This window comes from Mesorhizobium sp. B4-1-1, assembly GCF_006439375.1.
In the GTDB taxonomy this organism is placed as follows: Bacteria; Pseudomonadota; Alphaproteobacteria; order Rhizobiales; family Rhizobiaceae; genus Mesorhizobium.
The window spans coordinates 55,386-78,002 of record NZ_VFTH01000024.1 but is presented as its reverse complement, the minus strand read 5'-3'; the positions used below and the strand labels follow the sequence as shown (position 1 = coordinate 78,002).

At 64.2% G+C, this 22,617-nt stretch carries 30 protein-coding genes; 7 read left to right on the top strand and 23 right to left on the bottom strand.

Annotation, left to right across the window (positions count from 1 at the left end; genetic code table 11):
* From FJW10_RS25935 to gcvA, 5 genes are all read right to left on the bottom strand, one after another.
* Positions 1 to 299: ABC transporter ATP-binding protein (locus FJW10_RS25935; protein ID WP_140902201.1), on the bottom strand; the 299-nt coding region annotated here is incomplete at its 3' end.
* Positions 300 to 345: 46 nt separating this feature from the next.
* Positions 346 to 1,170, bottom strand: a complete 825-nt coding sequence (locus tag FJW10_RS25930; RefSeq protein WP_140646803.1) for a carbohydrate ABC transporter permease — start codon at positions 1,168 to 1,170, stop codon at positions 346 to 348.
* A gap of 11 nt (positions 1,171 to 1,181) precedes the next feature.
* Entirely contained in the window at positions 1,182 to 2,054 is an 873-nt protein-coding gene (locus FJW10_RS25925) for a sugar ABC transporter permease (protein WP_140702066.1), read from the bottom strand.
* Positions 2,055 to 2,197: 143 nt separating this feature from the next.
* A complete protein-coding gene (locus FJW10_RS25920; RefSeq protein ID WP_140902200.1) occupies positions 2,198 to 3,508 on the bottom strand; it encodes a sugar ABC transporter substrate-binding protein in 1,311 nt (436 codons plus the stop codon).
* Positions 3,509 to 3,683: 175 nt separating this feature from the next.
* Entirely contained in the window at positions 3,684 to 4,592 is a 909-nt protein-coding gene (gcvA, locus tag FJW10_RS25915; protein ID WP_140902199.1) for a transcriptional regulator GcvA, read from the bottom strand.
* A gap of 211 nt (positions 4,593 to 4,803) precedes the next feature.
* Between gcvA and FJW10_RS25910 the strand changes: the two genes are divergently transcribed.
* Positions 4,804 to 4,989, top strand: a complete 186-nt coding sequence (locus FJW10_RS25910; protein WP_140837341.1) for a hypothetical protein — start codon at positions 4,804 to 4,806, stop codon at positions 4,987 to 4,989.
* A 20-nt stretch (positions 4,990 to 5,009) separates the two neighbouring features.
* Here FJW10_RS25910 and FJW10_RS25905 read toward each other — a convergent pair whose 3' ends face one another.
* On the bottom strand, positions 5,010 to 5,966 hold the full coding sequence (locus FJW10_RS25905; RefSeq protein WP_140837343.1) for a sugar-binding transcriptional regulator: 957 nt from the start codon (positions 5,964 to 5,966) through the stop codon (positions 5,010 to 5,012).
* A gap of 207 nt (positions 5,967 to 6,173) precedes the next feature.
* On the opposite strand from FJW10_RS25905, the gene FJW10_RS25900 reads away from it, so the two are divergent.
* On the top strand, positions 6,174 to 6,806 hold the full coding sequence (locus tag FJW10_RS25900; RefSeq protein WP_140902198.1) for an HAD family phosphatase: 633 nt from the start codon (positions 6,174 to 6,176) through the stop codon (positions 6,804 to 6,806).
* A gap of 82 nt (positions 6,807 to 6,888) precedes the next feature.
* Here FJW10_RS25900 and FJW10_RS25895 read toward each other — a convergent pair whose 3' ends face one another.
* The 9 genes from FJW10_RS25895 to ureC form a co-directional block, all read right to left on the bottom strand.
* Complete coding sequence (locus FJW10_RS25895; RefSeq protein WP_140837347.1) at positions 6,889 to 7,656, bottom strand: class II aldolase and adducin N-terminal domain-containing protein; 768 nt, start codon at positions 7,654 to 7,656, stop codon at positions 6,889 to 6,891.
* A gap of 74 nt (positions 7,657 to 7,730) precedes the next feature.
* Positions 7,731 to 8,363, bottom strand: coding sequence for an urease accessory protein UreG (gene ureG / locus FJW10_RS25890; protein ID WP_140902197.1), 633 nt, complete (start codon positions 8,361 to 8,363; stop codon positions 7,731 to 7,733).
* A complete protein-coding gene (locus tag FJW10_RS25885; RefSeq protein ID WP_140902196.1) occupies positions 8,360 to 8,800 on the bottom strand; it encodes a DUF3995 domain-containing protein in 441 nt (146 codons plus the stop codon). Before FJW10_RS25885 ends, ureG begins: the two co-directional genes overlap by 4 nt.
* Complete coding sequence (locus FJW10_RS25880) at positions 8,797 to 9,468, bottom strand: urease accessory protein UreF (protein WP_140837394.1); 672 nt, start codon at positions 9,466 to 9,468, stop codon at positions 8,797 to 8,799. Before FJW10_RS25880 ends, FJW10_RS25885 begins: the two co-directional genes overlap by 4 nt.
* Complete coding sequence (gene ureE / locus FJW10_RS25875) at positions 9,461 to 10,027, bottom strand: urease accessory protein UreE (protein WP_140902195.1); 567 nt, start codon at positions 10,025 to 10,027, stop codon at positions 9,461 to 9,463. Before ureE ends, FJW10_RS25880 begins: the two co-directional genes overlap by 8 nt.
* Before the next feature lie 55 nt (positions 10,028 to 10,082).
* A complete protein-coding gene (locus FJW10_RS25870) occupies positions 10,083 to 10,733 on the bottom strand; it encodes a glutathione S-transferase family protein (protein ID WP_140902194.1) in 651 nt (216 codons plus the stop codon).
* A 43-nt stretch (positions 10,734 to 10,776) separates the two neighbouring features.
* Positions 10,777 to 11,370 (bottom strand): hypothetical protein, encoded by a 594-nt coding sequence (locus tag FJW10_RS25865; protein WP_140837365.1) that lies wholly within the window; start codon positions 11,368 to 11,370, stop codon positions 10,777 to 10,779.
* Between the two features lie 62 nt (positions 11,371 to 11,432).
* Positions 11,433 to 11,927, bottom strand: a complete 495-nt coding sequence (locus FJW10_RS25860) for a DUF29 domain-containing protein (protein ID WP_140902193.1) — start codon at positions 11,925 to 11,927, stop codon at positions 11,433 to 11,435.
* Between the two features lie 66 nt (positions 11,928 to 11,993).
* On the bottom strand, positions 11,994 to 13,709 hold the full coding sequence (gene ureC, locus FJW10_RS25855; protein WP_181177668.1) for an urease subunit alpha: 1,716 nt from the start codon (positions 13,707 to 13,709) through the stop codon (positions 11,994 to 11,996).
* A gap of 164 nt (positions 13,710 to 13,873) precedes the next feature.
* On the opposite strand from ureC, the gene FJW10_RS25850 reads away from it, so the two are divergent.
* Positions 13,874 to 14,251: a hypothetical protein gene (locus tag FJW10_RS25850; protein ID WP_140837371.1), complete on the top strand. Its 378-nt coding sequence runs from the start codon at positions 13,874 to 13,876 to the stop codon at positions 14,249 to 14,251.
* A gap of 117 nt (positions 14,252 to 14,368) precedes the next feature.
* A complete protein-coding gene (locus FJW10_RS25845; RefSeq protein WP_140902204.1) occupies positions 14,369 to 14,854 on the top strand; it encodes a hypothetical protein in 486 nt (161 codons plus the stop codon).
* A gap of 20 nt (positions 14,855 to 14,874) precedes the next feature.
* On the opposite strand, the gene FJW10_RS25840 is transcribed toward FJW10_RS25845, so the two are convergent.
* From FJW10_RS25840 to FJW10_RS25820, 5 genes are read right to left on the bottom strand one after another with little or no spacing between them, the layout of a single operon-like run.
* Positions 14,875 to 15,180, bottom strand: coding sequence for an urease subunit beta (locus tag FJW10_RS25840; RefSeq protein ID WP_140902191.1), 306 nt, complete (start codon positions 15,178 to 15,180; stop codon positions 14,875 to 14,877).
* A gap of 7 nt (positions 15,181 to 15,187) precedes the next feature.
* Positions 15,188 to 15,781 (bottom strand): HupE/UreJ family protein, encoded by a 594-nt coding sequence (locus FJW10_RS25835; protein WP_140902190.1) that lies wholly within the window; start codon positions 15,779 to 15,781, stop codon positions 15,188 to 15,190.
* A gap of 25 nt (positions 15,782 to 15,806) precedes the next feature.
* Complete coding sequence (locus FJW10_RS25830; RefSeq protein WP_140837380.1) at positions 15,807 to 16,061, bottom strand: DUF1272 domain-containing protein; 255 nt, start codon at positions 16,059 to 16,061, stop codon at positions 15,807 to 15,809.
* Positions 16,062 to 16,066: 5 nt separating this feature from the next.
* The gene (locus tag FJW10_RS25825; protein ID WP_140655988.1) at positions 16,067 to 16,369 is read right to left on the bottom strand and encodes an urease subunit gamma; all 303 of its coding nucleotides are present in this window, start codon (positions 16,367 to 16,369) and stop codon (positions 16,067 to 16,069) included.
* 21 nt (positions 16,370 to 16,390) lie between these two features.
* Positions 16,391 to 17,272 carry an urease accessory protein UreD gene (locus tag FJW10_RS25820; protein ID WP_140902189.1) on the bottom strand — a complete coding sequence of 294 codons (882 nt, stop codon included), beginning with the start codon at positions 17,270 to 17,272 and terminating at the stop codon, positions 16,391 to 16,393.
* A 202-nt stretch (positions 17,273 to 17,474) separates the two neighbouring features.
* Between FJW10_RS25820 and FJW10_RS25815 the strand changes: the two genes are divergently transcribed.
* The 3 genes from FJW10_RS25815 (at position 17,475) to FJW10_RS25805 (ending at position 19,781) form a co-directional block, all read left to right on the top strand.
* Positions 17,475 to 17,729 (top strand): acyl carrier protein, encoded by a 255-nt coding sequence (locus tag FJW10_RS25815; protein WP_041003067.1) that lies wholly within the window; start codon positions 17,475 to 17,477, stop codon positions 17,727 to 17,729.
* Between the two features lie 4 nt (positions 17,730 to 17,733).
* Positions 17,734 to 18,942, top strand: coding sequence for a beta-ketoacyl-[acyl-carrier-protein] synthase family protein (locus tag FJW10_RS25810; RefSeq protein WP_140837384.1), 1,209 nt, complete (start codon positions 17,734 to 17,736; stop codon positions 18,940 to 18,942).
* A gap of 134 nt (positions 18,943 to 19,076) precedes the next feature.
* Positions 19,077 to 19,781, top strand: a complete 705-nt coding sequence (locus FJW10_RS25805) for a glutathione S-transferase N-terminal domain-containing protein (RefSeq protein WP_140646825.1) — start codon at positions 19,077 to 19,079, stop codon at positions 19,779 to 19,781.
* A 3-nt stretch (positions 19,782 to 19,784) separates the two neighbouring features.
* Here FJW10_RS25805 and FJW10_RS25800 read toward each other — a convergent pair whose 3' ends face one another.
* The 3 genes from FJW10_RS25800 to FJW10_RS25790 form a co-directional block, all read right to left on the bottom strand.
* Positions 19,785 to 20,111 carry a hypothetical protein gene (locus tag FJW10_RS25800; protein WP_140837386.1) on the bottom strand — a complete coding sequence of 109 codons (327 nt, stop codon included), beginning with the start codon at positions 20,109 to 20,111 and terminating at the stop codon, positions 19,785 to 19,787.
* Between the two features lie 151 nt (positions 20,112 to 20,262).
* A complete protein-coding gene (locus tag FJW10_RS25795; protein WP_140902188.1) occupies positions 20,263 to 20,874 on the bottom strand; it encodes a nucleoside triphosphate hydrolase in 612 nt (203 codons plus the stop codon).
* 332 nt (positions 20,875 to 21,206) lie between these two features.
* The gene (locus tag FJW10_RS25790; protein WP_140902187.1) at positions 21,207 to 22,313 is read right to left on the bottom strand and encodes a hypothetical protein; all 1,107 of its coding nucleotides are present in this window, start codon (positions 22,311 to 22,313) and stop codon (positions 21,207 to 21,209) included.
* Positions 22,314 to 22,617 lie beyond the last annotated feature (304 nt).

Sequence of the window (22,617 nt, the reverse complement as noted above, 5' to 3'; positions counted from 1 at the left end):
AGCGGGAAGGCGATGTTCTTGGCGACCGTCATATGCGGATAGAGCGCGTAGGACTGGAACACCATGGCAAGCTTGCGCTTGGCCGGCGCCTCGCCGGTGACGTCGCGGCCATCGATGCTGATGGTGCCGCCGCTGGTGTCCTCGAGCCCGGCGATCAGCCTGAGCAGCGTGGACTTGCCGCAACCCGATGGGCCGACGAACACGACGAACTCGCCGTCCTCGATGTTGAGGTCGATGTCCGGAATGATCACCGTCGACCCGAAGGACTTGGAGACGTTCTTGAGCGCGATGTTTCCCATGGTTTCCTCCCGGGGATGGTCTTCGTCGTCCGCCGCTTGGGCGTTGTTACTTCACGGCGCCAAAGGTGAGCCCGCGCACCAGCTGCTTCTGGCTGAACCAGCCCATGATCAGGATCGGCGCGATGGCCAGTGTCGAGGCCGCGGAAAGCTTTGCCCAGAACAGGCCTTGCGGACTGGAGAAGGAACTGATGAAGGCGGTCAGCGGCGCGGCATTGGTGGTGGTGAGCCGGATGGTCCAGAACGCTTCGTTCCAGGCCAGGATGATGTTCAAGAGCATGGTCGAGGCGATGCCGGGAACGGCCATCGGCGTCAGCACATAGATGATCTCGTTCCACAGCGAGGCGCCGTCCATGCGCGCCGCTTCCAGGATCTCGCCCGGGATCTCGCGGAAATAGGTGTAGAGCATCCACACCACGATCGGCAGGTTGATCAGCATCAGCATGACCATCAGGCCGATGCGGCTGTCGAGCAGGCCGGTGTCACGGAAGATCAGGTAGATCGGGAACAGCACCGCGACGGCCGGCATCATCTTGGTGGACAGCATCCACATCAGGATGTCCTTGGTGCGCTTGGTCGGCGAGAACGCCATCGACCATGCCGCGGGGACCGCGATCAGCAGCGCCAGGATGGTCGAGCCGACCGACAGCAGCACCGAATTGAAGAAGAACTTGAAGTAGCCGCTCTGCTGCTGGACCTCCGAATAGCTCTCGAAGGTCCCGGACGGGATCAGGGCGAAGCCCTGGATCGCCTCCTGCTCGGATTTGAACGATGTGATGATCGTATAAAGGATCGGAAAGAAGATCAGCAGGGCGACGATCCAGGCCGCGGCCGTGGCGATGGTCTTGTGCTGGGTGGTGACTGCGCGGGCCATCTTGTCCTCCCTTACTTGTCGAGGTTCTTGCCGACGGCGCGCATGGCGAAGAAGGCAACGATGTTGGCGAGAATGACGGCGATCACGCCACCGGCGGACGCCTGGCCGATTTTGAACTCCAGCAGCGCCTTCTGGTAGACGAGGAAGGGCAGGTTGGTGGAGGCATAGCCCGGGCCGCCATTGGTGGTGACCAGGATCTCGGCATAGATCGAGAGCAGGAAGATGGTCTGGATCAGGATGACGACGGTGATGGCGCGCGACATGTGCGGCAGCGTCAAATACCAGAAGCGGCTGAGGAAGCCGGCGCCGTCCATCTCGGCCGCCTCCTTCTGCTCGCCGTCGAGCGACTGCAGCGAGGTGAGCAGGATCAGCGTCGCGAAGGGCAACCATTGCCAGGCGACGATGATGATGACCGCCGTCAGCGGGTGCTGGCCGAACCAGTCGATCGGCTGGGCGCCGAAGAAGCGCGCAATGTCGGCGAAGACGCCGTATTGCGGGTGCATGATCATGTTCTTCCAGACCAGTGCGGCCACCGGCGGCATGACGAAGAACGGCGAGATGACCAGGATGCGCACGATCCCCTGACCCCAGATCGGCTGGTCGAGCAGCAGCGCAAGAAGAATGCCGCCGATGATGGTGATCAGCAGGACCGCCACGACGATGGTCAGCGTGTTGAGAATGGCGGCGAAGAACGCCGGATTGTCGTAGAACAGCCTGTAGTTGGAGAAACCGACAAAGCCGTCGCGGATCGGGTTCAGCGGATTGTATTGCAGGAACGAGAACCACAGCGTGAACGCGAGCGGCACGATCATCCAGATGAACAGCAGGATCACCGATGGCGCCATCATGAAACGCGCAAGCGAACGGGTTTGCTGAGTAGCCATGACGGTCACCCTCCCAAGGTCAGCCGGATTTTCAGAGTTGTGCCAGAATTTTCCCGATTTTGAAGGGTGGCCGCCCGAACTGGGTTTCGGGCGGCCACCTGCCGGTCATGATGCGCGACCGGCATTCGGCACCGGGAGGAGCCTTACTTGATGTAGCCGCCTTCGGTCATCGCCGCGGTGGCCGCGTCCTGGGCCTGCTTCAGCGCATCGTCGACGCTCGACTGGCCGGCAAGGGCGGCCGAGAAGAGCTGGCCGACGGTGGTGCCGAGGCCCTGGAATTCAGGAATGGCGACGAACTGCACGCCGACATAGGGCACCGGCTTGACGGTCGGATGCGTCGGGTCGGCGGCGTTGATGGAGTCCAGCGTCATCTTCGCGAAGGGCGCCGCCTTCTGGTACTCCGCATTGGCGTAGAGCGAGGAGCGCGTGCCCGGAGGAACGTTGGCCCAGCCTTCCTTCGAGGCGACCAGCTCGGCATAGTGCTTGCTGGTTGCCCAGGAGACGAACTTCTCGGCGGCATCGGCCTTCTGGGTGCCGGCGGGGATCGCCAGCGACCATGCCCACAGCCAGTTGCCGCGCTTGCCGAGGCCGTTGTCGGGCGCCAGCGCGTAACCGACCTTGTCGGCGACCTGCGAGGCCTTCGGATCGGAGACGAAGGACGCGGCGACGGTGGCGTCGATCCACATCCCGCACTTGCCCTGCTGGAACAACGCCAGGTTCTCGTTGAAGCCGTTGGACGAAGCGCCTTCCGGACCGTCGGCCTTCATCAGGTCGACATAGAACTGCAGTGTCTTCTTCCACTCGGGCTGATCGAACTGCGGCTTCCAGTTCTCGTCGAACCAACGCGCGCCGAAGGAATTCGACATGGCGGTGAGGAAGGCCATGTTCTCGCCCCAGCCGGCCTTGCCGCGCAGGCACACGCCGTTCACGCCGTTGGCGCGGTCGGTCATCTTGTCGGCGGCCTGCTTGATGAAGTCCCAGGTCGGGGCATCGGGCATCTTCAAGCCCGCCTTCTCCATCAGGTCCTTGCGGTACATGACGAAGGAGCTTTCGCCGTAGAAGGGCGCGGCATAGAGCTTGCCGTCTACCGAAAGGCCGCCGGCAATGGCCGGGATGATGTCCTTGACGTCGTAGTCATCGCCGAGCTTGTCGAGCGGCAGGAGCCAGCTCTGCTTGGCCCAGATCGGAACCTCATAGGTGCCGATGGTCATGACGTCGTACTGGCCGCCCTTGGTGGCGATATCCGTGGTGACGCGCTCGCGCAGCACGTTCTCTTCGAGCGTGACCCAGTTAAGCTGAATGTCGGGGTTGGCCTTGGTGAAGTCGTCCGTCAGCTTTTGCATACGGACCATGTCGCCATTGTTGACGGTGGCTATGGTGATGGATTCGGCTTGCGCGGCGAAAGCGAGAGCGCTGGCCGACAACAGGCCCAGGGTGAGCGTGCGAAGTTTCATCAAATTCCTCCCATAAACCAAGTTGAGCAATTGCCTTGGCTTTGGGCAATTACTCACTTGGCGTGAATTATGTCAACCCTGAATCTATGCTGCAACGCAGCAGAAATGACGTTACGTGACCCCGATCCAGCGATGCGACCGGCAAGTTGGGAGAGGAAACTAAGGGGCAGGCGGATTACGGGCGGGCGATCTCGGCCAGGATCCAGTCGCGGAAGGCGCGGATCTTCGGCACGTTGCGGCGCGCCGTCGGATAGACCAGCCAATAGGCATGGCCGTCGTCGCCGACCAGGTCGAAGGGCTGCACCAGGCGGCCGCTGGCGATCTCGTTCTTGAACAGGGCCCTGGTCAGGATCGCCACGCCATGGCCGGCCATGGCCGCGTTCGCCTCATAGGCTTGCGCGCCCATGCTGGAGCCGGGCCGTTTTGCGAGGTCGTGCCCGGTCACGCCGGCGGCCTCGAACCATTGCGCCCACCAGATGTCGCCGGGATCGAGGATCGGCAGGCGCAGCAGGTCCGCCGGCTCGTTGACGCCGCCGATGCTCGCCGCGAGCTTCGGGCTCAGCATCGGGGTGAAATCGGCATCGAGCAGCTTATGCGCCTCGAGGCCCGGCCACTTGCCGCCGCCCGAGCGGATGGCGAGATCGACATCCTCGCGCGCGAAGTCGGTCAGGCGGCTCGACGTGTCGAGCCGCACGGCAAGTGCTGGATGGGCAAGTTGGAACGAGCCCAGATGCTGCGCCAGCCAGTTCGAGGCGAAGGTCAGCACGGTGGTGACGCACAGCAGGCCGTCGGCGCCGCCGCGAGCCGCGGCATAGGCCTGGCCCAGGATGGCGAAGGCCTCGCTGACGGCGGGCGCCAGGCGCTGGCCGGGCTCGGTCAACTCGATCTGCCGTGGACGGCGCAGAAACAGCGGCGCGCCGATGCGCTCCTCGAGCAGCTTGATCTGGTAGCTCGCAGCCGCCTGGGTCATGCCCAGCTCCTGCGCGGCCTTGGTGAAGGACAGGTGCCTGGCCACCGCCTCGAACACCCGGACCGCCTGCAGCGGCGGCAGCGGCGCAAGCTGCGGAGAGCTGAGATCGGGCATAAGGCCTCCTTATGGGTCATGATCGAGGTTTAATTGGAAGCACGAACCGGCCAGGCCGATATTTGGGGTCGACGACCAATCCAGTTCAAGCGCTAGAGCGCTTCGCCGTTTCACGGAAACGCAAATCGCTCCAACTCTATGATTTTACGCAATTCCGGACGGAAAGCCGCTCACACTTTTCCTGGAATTGCTCAAGCGAAGGCTGACGATCATGACCACGGTACAGGCAAAACTCGTCTCCACCCCGGCACGCGGTTGGTTTCTCACGCTCGCGCGGGAATTTGCAAGGTTTTCGGGCCGCAGGCGCGGCTATATCGATGTTAGGGAACTATCCGAGCATCTGCAGCGCGATATGGGTTTTCTGGACGGCAACGATCCGCGCGGCCCCTCGCAATAGCCGGCTCTTTTTATGGGCAATCAGCCGGCAAGCAAGGCTTCGGCCGTCCGTTCGTCGGTGATGAGGCCGTTGACCAGCCGGCGGTTGACGGCGGCCAGGATGCCCGGCAGCTTGCGGCCGCCCATCGCCAGAGCAATGACCAGCGACCTTTCCCGCGACGGCAGCGCGGCGGAGGAGACCCGGTCGTTGGTGATGCCTTCGATCATGCGACCCTCCCGGTCGTACACCCAGCCAACGATTTCGGCGATGCCGCCGGCCTTCTGCAGCGCCTTCAACTCGCTTTCCGAAATGAAGCCGTCCTCGTAGAGGGGGGCCTTAGGCCCGAGGTCGCCGATGCCGACGAAGGTGACATCGGCCTCGGCCGCCAGCGCCAATGTAGGCTGGATCATCGGCTGGTTGAGCAGCATCTCGCGCTCTTCCGGCGAGGACGCAATGACCGGCAGCGGCATCGGGAAGGACCGTGCCTTGACGCGGTCGGCCATGGTGAAGATGACGTTGTAGAAGGCGGCCGAGCCGTCGGGCGAGATGTTGCCGGTCAATGACACGACCTTGTGCTGCGGGCATTCCATCGGCGGCAGTTGCTCGATCGCCGCCTTCAGCGTTCGCCCAGTGCCGATCGCCATGACGATGGGGGCCTCCGAGCGCAGCCGGCGTTCGATCTCGGCCGCCGCCGCCTCGGCGATGCCGATCGTCGTCGAATTCGAAGCCGGGTCGCTCGGCACCACTTCGACAAGATCGAGCGCGAAGCGCGACTTCAGCCGCGCGGCGAGGTCGAGGCAGTTGGCGATTGGGTGATCGACCCGCACCTTGATCAGGCCTTCCGACATGGCGAGCGATACCAGCCGCTGCGCCGTCTGCCTGGAAATGCCCAATTTGGCGGCGATCTGGTCCTGTGTGTTGCCAGCAACATAATAGAGCCAGCCGGCGCGCGCGGCGTCGTCCAACCTTGTGCTGCCGGTGTCCTGTCGCGAATTCACGTCCTGCCTCCAGCCCGCGCATGCTGAGACGGGCGCCATAGCTTACAGCGAATATGCCGGCGCGCAATTGTCTATCGAAAGGGCAATTGCTTAGACCAATGTCGAGTTACCGAAGATCAATTCGACGCGCTTCTGCCCATTTGCCCCGCGGGAACGGTTTATCTCCGCCGGGAAACCGATTAAGGGGATCGGCGAAAGGAGCCGCGCATGACGCCGAAAGCCGTTTTCTGGGATATGGACGGAACGCTGGTCGACAGCGAGCCGCTGCACGAGGCGGCACTCGCGGCGGCCCTGCGCAGCGTCGGCATCGCCCCGCCGCACGACCTGCACCAGCGCGTGCTCGGCATCGCCGCATGGCCGGTCTACGAGATGCTGCGCGACGAGTTCGGCCTCGACCTGCCCTTCGACGACTGGATCGTACGCAAATATGATCACTATCTGCCGCTGGCCGAAACGCTGAAGCCACGCCCCGGCGCGATCGAAGTGTTCAACGAATTGCGCGCGCTCGGCGTCGAGCAGGCGGTGGTGTCCAATTCCGACCGGCTGATAGTCGACGCCAACCTTATCGCCGTCGGCCTCGTCTATCCCGGTATGCTGACGGTCAGCCGCAACGACGTGATCGACGGCAAGCCGCTGCCCGAGCCCTTCCTGCGCGCCGCCTATCTGGCCGGCGTCGAGCCGGCAGACGCATTCGCCGTCGACGACAGCCTCACGGGCGCCATGGCCGGACTGGCGGCCGGCATGAAGACGATCTTCTGGCCGGAAGCGCCGATGGAAGGTCCGGCCGGCGCCATCGTCATCAACAGCGCCGAGGAGTTGCGGGCGCAGTTGGGGCTGTGAGAAAATCGCCAAAGTAGGCGCCGCCCCTCATCCGGTCCTTCGGACCACCTTCTCCCCGCGAACGGGGAGAAGGAAAAAAGCTTCAATTCCGGTAGACCGGCTCTTCCTCGTCGAGGATCGCCTTCAGCTCAGCCAGATGGCGCTCGGCCTGGCCCGGGTAATCGTCCATCTCGCGCGCGGTCTTCTCGGCGATCTCGTCCGACAGCGTGCGCAGCGGCCGGCCGGTCCACAGCGCCTTGATGTAGGTCTCGGCGGCGCGCTCGAAATAGAACATGCGGTTGAATGCGTCGGCGACGGTGTCGCCGATGACCATGACGCCGTGATTGCCCATGACCATCACCTTGACCTTGGGGTCGGTGAGAAGCTGCGAGCAGCGCTCGCCCTCCTCCTCGAAGGCCAGCCCGCCATAATTGGCGTCGACGACATGGCGGTTGAAGAACATGGCGGAGTTCTGGTCGACCGGCGGCAGCGTCGAATCGGCCAGCGAGGCAAGCACCGTGGCATGGATCGAATGGACATGCATGGCGCAGCGCGCATGCGGGACATTGCGATGGATGGCGCCGTGCAGGCCCCAGGCGGTCGGATCCGGCGCGTTGGGACCGGACAGCGTTTCGGGATCGTTGGCATCGATCAACAGCAGGTCGCTCGCCTTGATGCGCGAGAAATGCACCTGGTTGGGGTTCATCAGGAATTTGGTGCCGTCGTCGTTGACGGACAGCGAGAAGTGGTTGGCCACCGCTTCATGCATGTTGAGCCGGGCGGTCCAGCGAAAGGCGGCGGCGAGATCGACCCGCTCCTCGTAATAGGGCAGGTTGCTCAGCGGCTCCTTGTGCAGACGGGCAAGGCTCATCGAAAATCCTCCTGTTTGGGTGAGAATGCCGTGCGAAGCCGCTGCCAGCAACCGCAAACTGGTAGGTCAGTGGCTTACGCGGCTGACCGCTCCGACTGCAGCCCGCCCTGCGCGACGATGAAATCGACCACTTCTTGCAAGCCCTTGCCGCGCGACAGATCGGTGAAGCCGAAAGGCCGCTTGCCGCGCATGCGGCCGGCATCGGACTCCATGATTTCGAGGTTGACGCTCACATAGGGCGCCAGGTCGCTCTTGTTGATGATCAGGAAATCCGAGCGGGTGATGGCCGGACCGCCCTTGCGCGGAATCTCCTCGCCCTGGCAGACCGAGATGACATAAAGCGTCAGATCGGCAAGGTCGGGCGAGAAGGTGGCTGCGAGGTTGTCGCCGCCGGATTCGATGAAGATGATGTCGAGGTCCGGGAATTTCTTGTTCAACTCGGCAATGGCGCGCAAGTTGATCGAGGCGTCCTCGCGGATGGCGGTGTGCGGGCAGCCGCCGGTCTCGACGCCGACGATGCGCTCTTCCGGCAGCGCCTGCAGGCGCGCCAGCATCATGGCATCCTCCTTGGTGTAGATGTCGTTGGTGACGACGGCGATGGAGAAGTCGTCGCGCAGCGCCTTGCAGAGCTTTTCGGTCAGCGTGGTCTTGCCGGAACCGACAGGGCCGCCGATGCCGATGCGAAGGGGACCGTTTTTCGACGTCATGCCGGAAACTCCGTGATGGCAAGGACTGCGAAGCCCAGCCCGATCAACAGGCAGAGCGGCGAATAGAGACGCTGGTCGAGCCGCGCGAAAGGCTGTTCGGGCGCGAGCCTGCGCCACCAGGGCGTGAAGCCGGCGGTGCCGCGTCCGAGGAAGACGAGGCCGATCATCAATGCCGTGGCGGCCAGCCCTTCCCTTGGAAAAGGCGTGGCAAAGACGCCGGCCAGCGCCAGCGGCCAGAGCGTCGCGAGCGCCAGGCAAGCGGCGACCGCGAGGCTCGCGAAGGTCGAGGGCATCTCGTCGACACCGCGAAAGCCGACGACGGCACGGGCGCAGGATGCCTGATCCCTGCCCGGCCAGATGCCGCCTATGCCCCAATAGACATGCAGCGTGGTGATCAGGAGCAGGACGAAGGAGAGGATGACGGCGAGCACGATCATGAGCGGAACAGCCTGGAGTATTGCGTCTCATGCTGCATCGCCATTATGTCGGACATGAAGGCCGCGCCGCCCAGATCGTCAAGCGTCGAGGCAGCCGCGTGGGTGGCCGTGTCTATGGCCGATGTTTCAAAGCCGGCTAACAACGTGACGGCATCGACCTGACCGACAACACCCAGCCTGATTGCAGCCTGCACGAGATTGGAGAAAAAAGCCTGCAGGAAGGCAGACAGCGCCTGCGCAAGGTCGACGCCGCCGCTGCCGGCAACAGCGCCGACCGCAACGCAATAGGGGCAGTCGGCCGGCAGACGTCCCAACACCGGAGGCGACCAGGCGGCCGCCGCCTGGAGAAAGGCCGCGCCCTGCAGCATGGTTTCCATGTGCCGTTCCTGCGACCCGGCAAGCGCTTCGGCCAGCGCGGCAACCTCACTCAGATCGCCACCGTCGCGCGCACGGCGCCAGCTTTCGGCAAACAGCACGGCGTCGTTCCAGCCGGAGCCCATCTCGACCAGCGTCTCCAGCCAGCCGGCGAGATCTTTCCGATCGGCGATCAGCCCATCATGCACGGCGCGTTCAAGGCCGTGGCTGTAAGAGAAGCCGCCGACCGGAAAGGACGGCGACAGCCAGGCCATCAGCCGCAGCAGTGCGACGCTGAAAAGCCGCTCAGTCATGATGATGATGGTGGCCGTGGTGTTCGTGATCGTGATGATCATGGTCATGGTGGTCATGATCGTGATCATGCGAATGGCCGTGGTCGTGCCCGTGTCCGGAATAAGCGCCGAGCACGGGGCTGAACGGCTGCGAAACCTCATCCACCGTGGCGCCGAGGCCTTCGAGCATCGCCTTGATGACATGGTCGCGCAGGATAAGGATGCGGTCCGCCTCGATCGCCGCCGCGAGATGGCGGTTGCCGATGTGCCAGGCAAGCTCGGTGAGATGAACCGCGTCGCGGGCGCGGATGTCGTAGACCTCCTCGGGTGCTGCGATGATCTCGAGCTGGCGGCCGTCCTCCAGCACCAGCCGGTCGCCATTGCCGAGCGCCATCGGCTCCGGCAGGTCGACCAGCACCTTGTCGCCGGCCGCGGTCTCGATGGCGCGGCGGCGCAGATGCCGCTCGTCATGCGGCAGCACGGCCTTGTCATAGGGCGGCGCCGAGCCAGCCTCGCCGGCTGGCAACACCGAGACGGCGCGCGGGAATTTGGTGAAATCGGTGGTGATGTTGAGCTTCATTTCATGGCTCCGCCATTAGAGCGCCGCGCGTCCTCTTGGACGCGCAAAGGACGCTCTAACACTTTTTAATCGACGCATCGTGCTTTCCGAAAATCGGTTCCGATTTTCGGCCCGATGCGGTGGCTTGGGCACGGGCACGAGCGGGTCGCGACAGCACACGGTCGAAATAGGCATTCACCCGTTCGGAGTCGATCGAAAAACGGCCGGCACGAGCCCAGCCGCCGATATCGCCGAGCAGGACATCGACGGCGGAGAACCGGTCGCCCAGCGCAAAGGGCTTGTCGCCAAGCCGCCGGTCCAGCGCCTTTATTTCGGATGCGAAATCATAGGCCGCGGCCGGGCCGACATCGACGCGCACGTCCTTGGGCAAAAGGAAGCGGTGGCGCAGCTTGTTCCACAGCGGCGCTTCCAATTCGCTCTGGGCGAAATGCATCCAGGAATCCATTTCGGCACGGCCGGCGAGGCCCGGATTGGCGCCAATGCCCTTATCGGCATGCTTGTCCGCCAGATAGACGCAGATGGCCGCTGAATCCGTAACCCTGAGGTCGCCGTCGATCAGGATCGGCACCTTGCCGGAAGGGTTGAGCGCGTAGGCCTCCGGCGAGCGCAATTTCACCTCGACGAACTCATAGGGCTGCCCGAGCTCCTCGAGCATCCAGAGCACGCGGCTGACTCGGGATCCGCGCGATCCGACGGCCTTGTACATGGTTGGATCCTGCATTTTCTGAAATCTAGACCATAGCGTTCGCTCAGACGATGGTGTCGAAGAGCCGCAGGATGAACGAGACCTGATAGATAAGAGCGGCGGCGACGAAGGCGATGTGAAAGCGGCGGTCGCGCACCAGGATCGCCGCCAGGCAGAGCGCGACGAAGACCGGCGTCCGGAACAGGTATTCGTTGCCGAAGCGGGCAAAATGCTCCGGCCCTTTCAGCAGCGTGTCGATGACGTCGAGCAGATAGGTCGCCGCCAGCAGGCCGAAGAACCAGGCGCGGCGCGAGTAGAAATAATCCTCATAGGAGGTGTAATCGAGCATCGAATCCGGAAACAGCAACGCGCAAAGCAGGAACAGCGTGATGGCGTAGAAGATGATGAAAAGGTATTTGCCGAAGGTCCAGGATTGGATGGCGTAGAGCCCGAACTCCCACCACCAGAAATGCACCAGCATCAAAAGCACCGAGCCGACCCAGGCGAGATGCACCGCATAGAGACGGTATTGGCCGGGATGCTGGACGATGCGGGCGACGCCCGAGAGCAGCCGGGTGACGCCGAGGCCGATCACCATGCCCATGACGATGCGGATATGCGGGAAGATATCGTGCGGAGAGGCGATTTCGGTGGCCATGGCCTACTGACAGCGCTCTCGATGTTGGGAGGCCAGCCAACAGGCCAATGCAAAGTGATGTTTCATTCGCGAATAAGTTTGTCCGCTGACCAGGGAACGCCGGGGAAAAAATCATGATCGAGAATTTGGCTGATCGTGTACGGGCAATCGACGGGAAAATCCCGCTCCCTCAGACCGGTCTCGTCGGCCGCTTTCAACTTCGCTATTTTAAATTCCTGATCAAGCTGTTTTCCCGGATAGGTTTTCAGGCTAGGACTCTCGTCGAGTAGATTTTCGATCCGAAATCGCTGTTCGTGGATCGTCGCCAACCAACCGGTTTTGCGTTTTTCAGGCTGAAATTCCCATTTGAGCAAATGCTGGAGCAAGGTGCCCAATCTGCTCGCAATTTCCCTCTTGTCGCTCCGCCCCAAGCTCTCGATCTCCTCGGCAAGATTCTCGCGATCGAGGTCGGAGAGACGACCTTCTCGCAATAGTGCGCCCTGCTCGGCGCACCACTGAGCATAGTCGGTCTCGTAGGATGCAGACTTATGCCGGCGCTGTATCTGGATCTTGTTCATGACCACATAATGCGCTGTTTTCCATCTCAAGCCAATCGCGGGTATGCCAACCCCTGCGATTTGGCATCAGAACAGGAAATATCTCTGAGCCATCGGCAGCACGGTCGCGGGCTCGCAGGTCAACAGCTCGCCGTCGGCCCGCACTTCGTAGGTTTCGGGGTCGACCTCGACATGCGGCGTGGCGTCGTTGAGCACCATGGAATGCTTGCCGATGCCGCCGCGCGTGTTCTCGACCGCGACCATCGCCTTGTCGACGCCCAGCTTGCCCTGCAGGCCGGCATCGAGTGCAGCCCTGGAAACGAACGTCACTGAGGAGTTGGTGAGCGCTTTGCCATAGGCGCCGAACATCGGCCGGTAATGCATCGGCTGCGGCGTCGGGATCGAGGCGTTCGGGTCGCCCATCGGGGCGGCCGCGATCGAGCCGCCGACCAGCACCATCTCCGGCTTGACGCCGAAGAAGGCCGGATTCCACAGCACCAGATCGGCGCGTTTTCCCACCGTGACCGAGCCGATCTCCTTCGACAGGCCGTGCGCGATGGCCGGGTTGGTGGTGTATTTGGCGATGTAGCGGCGGACGCGGAAATTGTCATTGTCGCCGCTCTCCTGCGCCAGCGCGCCGCGCTGCCGTTTCATCTTGTCGGCGGTCTGCCAGCAGCGGATCGCCACCTCGCCGACGCGGCCCATGGCCTGGCTGTCGGAGGAGATGATCGAGAAGGCGCCGATGTCGTGCAGTATGTCTTCCGCCGCGATCGTCTCCTTGCGGATGCGGCTTTCGGCGAAAGCGATGTCCTCGGGGATCGAGGGCGACAAATGATGGCAGACCATCAGCATGTCGAGATGCTCGGCCAGCGTGTTGACCGTGTAGGGCCTGGTCGGATTGGTCGAGGACGGGATGACGTTGGGCAGGCCGCAGACCTTGATGATGTCGGGCGCATGGCCGCCGCCGGCGCCCTCGGTATGGAAGGCGTGGATGGTGCGGCCCTTGATGGCCGCCACCGTGTTCTCGACGAAGCCCGATTCATTCAGCGTGTCGGTATGGATCATCACCTGCACGTCGTAAGCGTCGGCGACCGACAGGCAGCAGTCGATGGCGGCGGGGGTCGTGCCCCAGTCCTCGTGCAGCTTCAGCGAGCAGGCGCCGGCCAGCACCATCTCCTCAAGGGCCGCCGGCTTCGACGCATTGCCCTTGCCGGACAGGCCGATATTCATCGGGAAGGCGTCGAAGGACTGGATCATGCGCGCCATGTGCCATGGCCCCGGCGTGCAGGTGGTAGCCAGGGTGCCGTGCGCGGGACCGGTGCCGCCGCCGAGCATGGTGGTGATGCCCGACATCAGCGCTTCCTCTATCTGCTGCGGGCAGATGAAATGAATATGGGCGTCGAAGCCGCCGGCGGTGAGGATCTTGCCCTCGCCGGCGATGATTTCGGTGCCGGGGCCGATGATGATGGTGACGCCAGCCTGCGTGTCCGGATTGCCGGCCTTGCCGATGCCAGCGATGCGGCCGTCCTTGAGGCCTATATCGGCCTTGACGATGCCGGTAAGCGCGTCGACGACGAGCGCGTTGGTGATGACGGTGTCGACGGCCCCGCCGGCGCGGGACACCTGGCTTTGGCCCATGCCGTCGCGGATGACCTTGCCGCCGCCGAATTTTACTTCCTCGCCGTAAACGGTGAGGTCTTTCTCGACCTCGATGAAGAGCTCGGTATCGGCCAGCCTCACCTTGTCGCCGGTGGTCGGCCCATACATCTGCGCATAGGCGGCGCGGCTTATCCTGGCCATCAGCGATTGCTCCCGAAATTCCAATTGGTTGCGCGCGGGACACACATTGTCGCCATCCAATGGTCATGCAATGACCCGTCCAGCGACACTTTGAGCGCCCATTTGGGCGTTCCCATCGGGTCGGTGAGGCGGGCGGCACCACTCCCAAGCCAATGGAAGGAATATCCATGCGCAAAGCGATCATTCTCGCCGCGACCGCCACCCTGATGATGGCAGGGGCCGCGAGCGCCCAGCAGCAGCCGACGCCACAGCCCAGCCCAGCGCCGACCGCGCCCGCCGCGCCGAAGGCTCAGCCCGCGGCGCCGTCGATCCAGAGCGTCAACGTGATCGACATCACCGAACTGCCCAAGGACACGCAGACGCAGGTCAATCAGATCGTGGCGCAGCGCGGCGATGCCGGCCTGCAGACGCTGCGCAAGTCGATCGACGCGACGCCCAAGGTGAAATCCGCCCTCGAAGCCAAGGGCGTGAGCTCGGCGCAGGTGATCGCCGCCAGCCTGCAGCCCAATGGCGCGCTGACGCTGATCACCAAGAAGGCAAGTTGATTGCACGCCCAGGCGGGCCGCTTCGCGGTCCGCCGGCCAGCTTTTGAAGGGAACCTGCGGCCAGGCAGCACCGTTTCGCTTTTTTCGCCCCGCCATGAGTTCAGTCAGGAGCGAGCGATGGCGAACGCCCCGCGCCTTGCAAAATGGAGTTCCGTGGTTGCCGCCGCGCTTTTCGTGGCCGCGCCCCATGTTGCACTCGCGGCGCAGCCGCTGGACAGCGACAGGCCTGCCGCGGCAATCGTCGATTCCGACATCCGCCAGGAGGAGGCGCTCTCCAGGACGGAAGCTGGAAAGGTCATCACGGCCATCGATCGCACCCGCGACAACATCGGCGCGGTGCGCAAGACCACCAAGCTCGACACGGTCGACATCGTCTTCCTGACCGACGCGGCGCGCAGCGAAGGCGGGCCGCCGCCCGTTATCGAGAACAAGGTGAAGCAGCATAAGGACGACGTCGCCGAACTTCGCCAGGAGATCGAGGCGAACGCCCTGCTCTTCAACGCGATCGATTCGCGCCGTGTTCTGGCCGAGGACGTGCTTGCGGTGGAGTTCGACAATCCCGGCAGGATTGTCATCTACGCCGCAGCCAAGCCCCCGAAATAATATCAGCGCGGCGGCGGACCTCACAACTTGCCCATCACCTTCTGCTGGAAGCCATAGACCTCACGCTTGCCGCCCAGCGGCACCAGCGTGACATCGCGTTCCTGTCCCGGCTCGAAGCGCATGGCGGTGCCGGCGGCGATATCGAGCCGCATGCCGCGCGCGCGTTCGCGGTCGAATTTCAGGCCCTCATTGGTCTCGAAGAAATGATAGTGGCTGCCGACCTGGATCGGCCGGTCGCCGCTGTTGGCGACCTTGAGCGTCACTGTGGGCAAGCCCTTGTTCAGGTCGATGTCGCCTTTGGCCGTGATGACTTCGCCGGGGATCATCGCGCCCTCACAATACGCCGAAGGCAAGACCGAGGCCGATCGCCGCGCAGGCGGCGCCAGCGACGCGCGCCGGGCCGCGGAAACGCGAGCCTAGCCCGAGACCGGCCACGATGCCGACGCCGTGGAGCAGCGCCGTGGCGGTGGCAAAGCCCGCCATATAGTCGAGGCCACCGGCGTTTTCCGGCACTTCGGTGCCATGCGCGTGCCCGTGGAACAGCGCGAACAAGCCGATGATGGCGACCCCGGCTGAGACCGGCAGGTCAACCGCCAGCGCCACCAGCAGACCGAGCGCCACGACGGAAGCGAGGATGCCCGGCTCGACGAAGGGCACCGGCACATGCAGCATGCCGAGCGCGCCGCCGACCAGCATCACGCCGACAAAGGCGAGCGGCCAGGCCCAGATAGCCTTGCCGCCCTTCAGCGCCGCCCACAGGCCGACTGCGATCATGACGGTCATATGGTCGAGGCCGGACAGAGGGTGCGCGACGCCGGCGGTAAAGGACGAGGTCGCGCCGACGCCGACATGGGCGTAGGCCGGCATGGCGGCTGCCAGGAAAAGGATCGCGGCAAGCGTGGTACGTTTCGTCGAAGCGGGGATCATTTTTCTGCCTTTCCAATTGACCTGGTCAAGCGGCCTTGCGCGGACCGCAGCCTTCGGCCTTGAGCACGCGTTTGGTCGATGGCGGATATTTCGTCAGCTTGGCCGCCGGCCGGATCGGCCGCGGCGAGAAATTGCCGCCGCAATTGGGGCAGACGCCACCCAGCACATTATCCACGCAGTCGGCGCAGAAGGTGCATTCGAAGGTGCAGATCAGCGCATCGGCCGCGTCCGGCGGCAGATCCTTGTCGCAGCATTCGCAATTCGGCCTGAGCTCCAGCATCGGTCTCACCTTATGGGTTCGTGCACGGTCACCAGCTTGGTGCCGTCGGGAAACGTCGCCTCGACCTGGACGTCGTGGATCATCTCGGCGATGCCGTCCATGACCTGGGCGCGGGTGACGACGTGGGCGCCCGCCTCCATCAGTTCCGCGACCGGGCGGCCGTCGCGCGCGCCTTCGACGACGAAGTCGGTGATCAGGGCGATGGCTTCGGGATGGTTCAGCTTGACGCCTCGCTCCAGCCGCTTGCGCGCCACCATCGCCGCCATGGCGATGAGCAGCTTGTCTTTTTCACGCGGCATCAGGTTCATGCAATGTCCCGGCAATCGAAATCAGAGTGACCACAATTTAGGCAGGCCCGCCCGCCCATTGAGCAGTTCGACCAGCGGAACCAGCCGCTTGCGGAGCTGGTAGCCGTCGCCGGCACAGAGCCTCGCAAGAAGCTTGCCAGATCGGCCGACGCGCCAGAAACTGGCGCCGCCCCACTCGCTGTTGACGGGATCGCCGATGATGGCGCGGGCCGGTTCCAGCAGGCTTTCGGCCTGCGGCGAAACGAGCAGCAATGTGGCGATGGCAAGCGCGCCGCCGGTCGCCGCCGGCCGCCGCAACGTTGCCGCGATATCCGGCCCAACGCGAAAATCCTCCGCATGGATCAGCGCGCCGCCCTGGCGGACCCGCCAGCGGTCATGGAAACTGCCGGTGGTCGTGCGCTCGCCCATCGCCAGCCGGCCGAACAGCGTGGCTTCGAGCACCAATGCCTCGGCATCGTCGCCAAGCTCGACATCCAGCGTGCGAGCGAAGGCGGCGCGGTCGAAAACGATGGTTTCCTGCGGCAGCCAGGCCACGCGGCCGCCCGGATCGACCCGCAGGCGGACGCTTGTCTCGGCCCTGTCGGCGGCGGCGCGGTAGACCTTCTCGCAGGCCTGGGTGGTGATGGCGGCGGAGGCGCCGGCGCCGACCTCTATCGTCCAGCCGAGGCGGTCGCCGCCGGTCAGCCCGCCGGCGGTGTTGATCAGCACCGCCTCGAGCGGATCGCCTTGCACCGCCGGCAGGCGGATCTTGGCCGATCCGTCCTGGTAAAGCCGCTGCAAGCGCGTCCGGCCGCGGCTTTTGCCGCAGAAAAGCCTGCCTAAGCCGGCAACACGTTGCGCGGCAGGCAAGGAAGGCGCCGCCAGGGGCGAGGCAGGTTGGGATGTCAAGGTGTCGTCGATCATGTCCACGATCCCAGGTTAAGCACTCCGGCGGCTTTGTCGATATCGCTTGTTGCTTGACATCGTTTCGGTTTCTATAGAGGGAAGCCACCTTGGAGCGGTCGCGCGGTGCCTGGCGAGGCAAGGGCGACGGCGTTTGTTGGGTCCGGGGATCAAAAAGGGGCGCTGATCAGTTGGCGTCGGGCAACGACAGGGAAGGAACCGAATGGCTGACCAACTGACGACCGAGATCATCGAAAAGATCAAGGCGCATGCCGATACCGGCGGCGAGGAAATCACCGCCAGCACCGATCTCGGCACGCTCGGCATCCATTCGCTGGAGCTGACCGAGATCATCTTCGATCTCGAGGAAAAATATGGCATCGAGATCGAGATGAACACGGTCGACGCCTGGAGCAATCTCAAGAACGTCGGCGACATGGTCGAGGCGGTTCGCGAACTGATCGCGAAAAAAGCCTGACTTCATGCAAAAACGCGTCGTCATCACCGGCATTGGCGGGATTTGCGGGCTTGGCAACGATGTGCCGGCGATGTGGGAGGCCATGCGCGCCGGCCGCTCGGCGATCGGCCCTATCGACAACCCGTCGCTGCATGATCTCAAGGTCAAGACCGGCTGCGAGATCAAGGAATTGCCGGACCATGGCGTCGACCGCAAGCAGGTCGTGTCGATGGACCGCTTCAGCCTGCTGGCGGTGATCGCCGCGCGCGAGGCCATGAGGCAGTCCGGATTGACGGCCCATGCCGACAACACCTACCGGATGGGTGCAATCGTCGGCATCGGCGTCGCGGGCTTCGAGACCATCGAAGAGAATTACCGCGCCATTTTGCTCGAGGGGCGCAACCGCGCCGCGATCTTCACCGTGCCGAAAGTGATGCCGGGCGCGGCCGCCGGCCAGGTCAGCATGAATCTCGGGCTGCGCGGACCTGTCTTCGGCGCCACTTCGGCCTGCTCGTCCGCCAACCACGCGATTTCCTCGGCCGTCGACCAGATCAGGCTCGGCCGCGCCGACGTGATGGTCGCCGGCGGCACCGAAGCGCCGCTGGTGTGGGGCGTGCTGAAGGGCTGGGAGGCGCTCAGGGTGCTTTCGCCCGACACATGCCGGCCGTTCTCGGCCGACCGTGCCGGCCTTGTGCTCGGCGAAGGCGCCGGCATGGCGGTGCTGGAAAGCTACGATCACGCGATGGCGCGCGGCGCCACCATTTTGGCCGAGATCGCCGGCGTCGGGCTTTCGGCCGATGCCTCCGACATCGTCGCGCCGACCGTGGAAGGGCCGGAAGCGGCCATGCGTTTCTGCCTGGCGGATGCCGGGCTCAATCCCGAAGATGTCGACTATCTCAACGCGCACGGCACCGGCACCAAGGCCAACGACCAGATCGAAACCGCGGCGATCAAGCGTGTCTTCGGCGAGCATGCGCGTTCGCTTTCGGTATCGTCGACCAAGTCGATGCATGCGCATTGCCTCGGCGCTTCCGGCGGGCTGGAGATGATCGCCTGTGTGATGGCTATCCGCGACGGCATCGTGCCGCCGACCGCCAATTACCGCGAGCCGGACCCGGAATGCGACCTCGACGTGACGCCGAACACGGCGCGCGAGCGCAAGGTGCGCGCCGCGCTCAGCAACAGTTTCGCCTTCGGCGGGACCAATGCGGTGCTGGCCTTCAAGGCGGTCTGATCGAGCGATTCCGTTGACTGTGCGTGCACGGCAAGCCGATTGCCGGTGTATTGATCCCGGCCGGCCAGGGTCCTAATTCTTTCTTCACCCGCCATGAGCGTCGCCCCGGCGCCAATCCGCATCCGGAGTTCCCGATGACCGACCTGTCCGCCTTTCCGATCGCCAAGCGCTGGCCGGCCGAGCACCCCGATCGCCTGCAGCTTTATTCCGCCACGACGCCCAATGGCGTGAAGGCGTCGATCGCGCTGGAGGAGATCGGGCTGCCCTACGAGCCGCATTACGTCGACATCGGCAAGAACGAGAGCTGGACGCCGGAATTCCTGTCGCTCAACCCGAACGGCAAGATACCGGCGATCATCGATCCGGACGGTCCGGGCGGCAAGCCGATCGGCTTGTTCGAGTCCGGCGCCATCCTGCTCTATCTGGCCGACAAGACCGGCAAGCTCATTCCCGCCGATCCGGCGCGGCGCTACGAAACGATCCAATGGGTGTTCTTCCAGATGGCGGCAATCGGCCCGATCTTCGGGCAGGTCGGCTTCTTCCACAAATTCGCCGGACGCGAGATCGCCGACAAGCGGCCGCTGGAGCGTTACCGCGACGAGTCGCGGCGCCTGATCGGCGTGCTCGAAACGCGCCTGAAGGGCCGCAAGTGGATCATGGACGACGATTATACCATTGCGGACGTGTCGATGTTGGGCTGGGTGCGTAACCTGATCGGATTCTACGAGGCGCGGGACTTGGTCGGCTTCGATGATTTCCCGACCGTTGCCGAATGGTTGGAGCGCGGCCTGGCACGGCCGGCGGTGAAGCGGGGCCTCACCATCCCGGCGAAAGGCTAAGAGCTATTTCGCCTTGGCCTTGGCGCCGCCGCGGCTGAACACGGAGGCAGCGAGCCTCGCAGTGGCGACGACCGCTCCTGTCGCGACGCTGGCCACGGTGCGGATCGGCCCCGATTTGCCAGCCGGCGACTTGGCATGTTTCGCACTCTTGGCCGCGACCTTATGGGCCGCGCCAGGCGTCACTTTCTTTGGCGCCGCCTTGCCGAAAGCCGGCTTGGCGTCTTTCGACCGCTCAGCGATTGAGGGGCCGGCGCCAGCCTTCGCCTGCGTCGCCCTGGATTGGCTGGCCCTGCTTTTCTTGGGCGCGGGTTTTCTGCTGTTGGTTGCCATTTGACGGCTCCTGTCATTTTCTTTTTTGCAATTCCGGAGGCAAAGCTATGCGCCTTCCTGGAATTGCTCCGGCGCCGGACAATTCGGGATAGGATCATAACGGCGTGAAAACCTTAACGTTCCCGCCGGAAAATATTGAAAATTGAGCAGGTTAACCAATGACCATGTCAGCCGGCCGGCGCCGCGCTAGCACCCGCTCGATGTTGGGCATGTCGTTGGAGGCGATCCAGGCGCGGGCGTCCTCGTCGGACTTGCCATGCTCCCGCCAGCGCTCCATCAGGCGGCGCTCGAGCTCGTTGCGCGGCACGTCGACGAAGATGGTGAAGTCGAACAAAGGCGCCAGACGCGACCACGGCTCCTCGTCGAGCAGCAGGTAATTGCCCTCGACCAGGATGAACTTGGTGTCGGCGCCGACGATTTCGGCCGCCGCGCGCGACAGTTCGATGCTGCGGTCGAACACCGGGATGGCGATGTCGGGTTCGCCGGAGCGGATGCGCTTCAGCAGCGTCTCGAAGCCAGCGAAATCGAAGGTCTCCGGCGCGCCCTTGCGGGGGCGCAGGCCGCGACGGTTGAGAATGATGTCGTCATAATGGAAGCCGTCCATCGGCACGACTTCCGAACTGCCTTCCGGCAGCAGCTCATGCAGCGAAGCGGACAATGTCGACTTGCCGGAGCCCGGCGGACCAGCGATGGCGACGACGAAGCGCCTGGCCTTGCCGGCGCGCTTGAAGATGGCGGCTGTGATATGGGCGATCTCGGACATCGGCGGCTTTCCGGCTGCTGTTCGGCCGGCATCTTGGCGGGTGCGGATGGAAATTTCAAACCTCGTTCCGAAGTTTCGGCGGCCTGCACGCCTTCGAGATCAGCCGAGGCGTCCATCCGATCATCATCCACGGGCGGAGCAAGGAGCGTTGCGACGCGGCGCAGCCCCGAGGATCGTGCCGTGCCCTGAGGCGTTGCGACGGCGCAGAATTCTGCTCGGCTCGCGCCTTTCGATCGAGGTAACGGCATGGATTCCAGAGTCTGCGCGACGGAGCTTCGCTCCTTGCTCCGCCCTGGAATGACGAATTTCCAGATGCGCTGCCCCCGGACCTCTCACGTAGGAACCGAGCGGCCGATGCGCAGGAACCCGCCGTCGAACGGCAGCTCGCGCGCCGCGCCGCCGGCGGGCACGACGCGCAACCGGTCAGGCGCCGATTCCAGGCTGCCCGGCGGCTCCACACCCGCGGACGGAACCGCGCCGATGACATGGCGGAAGGAGATCGACCTTCCCTCGGCGAGCACGAAGGCCGTTGCCACGCCTTCATGCTTCAACCAGTTGTCGCCGAGCGAGGCGGCGTGGCCGACGGCCGTGCGGCCGTCCTCGACGCCGAGCACGCCGATGTGGCGGCCGCTCCAGGGCGCGTAGTCGCGGCCGCCATTGCTGAACCACAGCATGGTCACCGGCAGTTCGGCCGGGTTCTTCAGCACCAGCACCAGGTCTTGCTCGGCGTGGCGCGCTATCGCCGTCCAGCCCGGGCCGCCATGATCCGCCTCGACAAGGGTTATGAAATCCTCGCGCCTGTCTTCCATGCGGTAGCCGGTGAGGTCGGTTGTGCCGCCGGCGGCAAGCGGGAACTGCGTAAGGTCCGTTGCGCGGGCCGGATAGCCCAGCCGAAAACGCCCCCGCGCCGGATCGGGCTCCGGCGGCGTCGGGGGCGTGACGGCCATGCGCTTCGGCGAGAAGGCCAACCGGCCGCCGCCCTTCATCACCGTCATCGGATGGTGGGCGACGGAGATCGCGCCGGAGCCGCCGGAAAAGATGTGCTCCTGGTAGAGGAAGGGATGGCCGTCGCGCAGCGTGAAGACCTTGTCGATGGTGGCGCCCATCACCTTGCGGCGCAGCCGGAAGACGGCGCGCCAGCCGCCGGCGATGGCGCCGTTCTCGACGACGTCCCACTGACTGTTGGCCGGCCAGCCATGCAGGGGTGCCACCTCGACATCGCTGGTGGAGAATGGCGCGCAAAGGAAATCGCCGGACAGGCGGACCGTGCCTTCGGGCAGGGTTTCCGGCAGGCTCTCGCGCGGCGAACCGACCCAGGGCGCGCGATGCAGGGGGTTCAGAACGCGGCCGTCGGCTTCGATGTCCATGGCGGCGATATGGCCGACCGCGAGATCGAGCGAGACCGAGATGCCTTTTGCGCCGATCGTGACGGTGTCCATGAATTCCTCCCGCGAATCTTTGCGTAAGGAAAGCCTGTTCGATGGCGCGCGCGCAAGCTGAGCAACCAGCATTTTGCATCACTGCGTTTGCGCCCTATGAAATCCCTCTCTCGGATTTTCTACGACTTAGCTCCGCCAAGATCGTGAAAATCCTTTCTTCCCCACAAAGGGGAAATGGCGCAGCACCATGGCGATGGCGATGATCGAAGCCGCGACCGCAGCGCCGAGCGCGATATGGGCGGCAAAGGGGGTGGGGATGGCAAGTGGGGACGGGCGGTGTATCTGAACAGCTGCAAAACCTGGG

Bases quoted from the DNA above. Each gene is read 5' to 3' on its own strand.
- FJW10_RS25930 (WP_140646803.1), bottom strand. From the start codon at position 1,170: ATGGCCCGCGCAGTCACCACCCAGCACAAGACCATCGCCACGGCCGCG.
- FJW10_RS25925 (WP_140702066.1), bottom strand. From the start codon at position 2,054: ATGGCTACTCAGCAAACCCGTTCGCTTGCGCGTTTCATGATGGCGCCA.
- FJW10_RS25920 (WP_140902200.1), bottom strand. From the start codon at position 3,508: ATGAAACTTCGCACGCTCACCCTGGGCCTGTTGTCGGCCAGCGCTCTC.
- gcvA (WP_140902199.1), bottom strand. From the start codon at position 4,592: ATGCCCGATCTCAGCTCTCCGCAGCTTGCGCCGCTGCCGCCGCTGCAG.
- FJW10_RS25910 (WP_140837341.1), top strand. From the start codon at position 4,804: ATGACCACGGTACAGGCAAAACTCGTCTCCACCCCGGCACGCGGTTGG.
- FJW10_RS25900 (WP_140902198.1), top strand. From the start codon at position 6,174: ATGACGCCGAAAGCCGTTTTCTGGGATATGGACGGAACGCTGGTCGAC.
- FJW10_RS25895 (WP_140837347.1), bottom strand. From the start codon at position 7,656: ATGAGCCTTGCCCGTCTGCACAAGGAGCCGCTGAGCAACCTGCCCTAT.
- ureG (WP_140902197.1), bottom strand. From the start codon at position 8,363: ATGACGTCGAAAAACGGTCCCCTTCGCATCGGCATCGGCGGCCCTGTC.
- FJW10_RS25885 (WP_140902196.1), bottom strand. From the start codon at position 8,800: ATGATCGTGCTCGCCGTCATCCTCTCCTTCGTCCTGCTCCTGATCACC.
- FJW10_RS25880 (WP_140837394.1), bottom strand. From the start codon at position 9,468: ATGACTGAGCGGCTTTTCAGCGTCGCACTGCTGCGGCTGATGGCCTGG.
- ureE (WP_140902195.1), bottom strand. From the start codon at position 10,027: ATGAAGCTCAACATCACCACCGATTTCACCAAATTCCCGCGCGCCGTC.
- FJW10_RS25870 (WP_140902194.1), bottom strand. From the start codon at position 10,733: ATGTACAAGGCCGTCGGATCGCGCGGATCCCGAGTCAGCCGCGTGCTC.
- FJW10_RS25865 (WP_140837365.1), bottom strand. From the start codon at position 11,370: ATGGCCACCGAAATCGCCTCTCCGCACGATATCTTCCCGCATATCCGC.
- FJW10_RS25860 (WP_140902193.1), bottom strand. From the start codon at position 11,927: ATGAACAAGATCCAGATACAGCGCCGGCATAAGTCTGCATCCTACGAG.
- FJW10_RS25850 (WP_140837371.1), top strand. From the start codon at position 13,874: ATGCGCAAAGCGATCATTCTCGCCGCGACCGCCACCCTGATGATGGCA.
- FJW10_RS25845 (WP_140902204.1), top strand. From the start codon at position 14,369: ATGGCGAACGCCCCGCGCCTTGCAAAATGGAGTTCCGTGGTTGCCGCC.
- FJW10_RS25840 (WP_140902191.1), bottom strand. From the start codon at position 15,180: ATGATCCCCGGCGAAGTCATCACGGCCAAAGGCGACATCGACCTGAAC.
- FJW10_RS25835 (WP_140902190.1), bottom strand. From the start codon at position 15,781: ATGATCCCCGCTTCGACGAAACGTACCACGCTTGCCGCGATCCTTTTC.
- FJW10_RS25830 (WP_140837380.1), bottom strand. From the start codon at position 16,061: ATGCTGGAGCTCAGGCCGAATTGCGAATGCTGCGACAAGGATCTGCCG.
- FJW10_RS25825 (WP_140655988.1), bottom strand. From the start codon at position 16,369: ATGAACCTGATGCCGCGTGAAAAAGACAAGCTGCTCATCGCCATGGCG.
- FJW10_RS25820 (WP_140902189.1), bottom strand. From the start codon at position 17,272: ATGATCGACGACACCTTGACATCCCAACCTGCCTCGCCCCTGGCGGCG.
- FJW10_RS25815 (WP_041003067.1), top strand. From the start codon at position 17,475: ATGGCTGACCAACTGACGACCGAGATCATCGAAAAGATCAAGGCGCAT.
- FJW10_RS25810 (WP_140837384.1), top strand. From the start codon at position 17,734: ATGCAAAAACGCGTCGTCATCACCGGCATTGGCGGGATTTGCGGGCTT.
- FJW10_RS25805 (WP_140646825.1), top strand. From the start codon at position 19,077: ATGACCGACCTGTCCGCCTTTCCGATCGCCAAGCGCTGGCCGGCCGAG.
- FJW10_RS25800 (WP_140837386.1), bottom strand. From the start codon at position 20,111: ATGGCAACCAACAGCAGAAAACCCGCGCCCAAGAAAAGCAGGGCCAGC.
- FJW10_RS25795 (WP_140902188.1), bottom strand. From the start codon at position 20,874: ATGTCCGAGATCGCCCATATCACAGCCGCCATCTTCAAGCGCGCCGGC.
- FJW10_RS25790 (WP_140902187.1), bottom strand. From the start codon at position 22,313: ATGGACACCGTCACGATCGGCGCAAAAGGCATCTCGGTCTCGCTCGAT.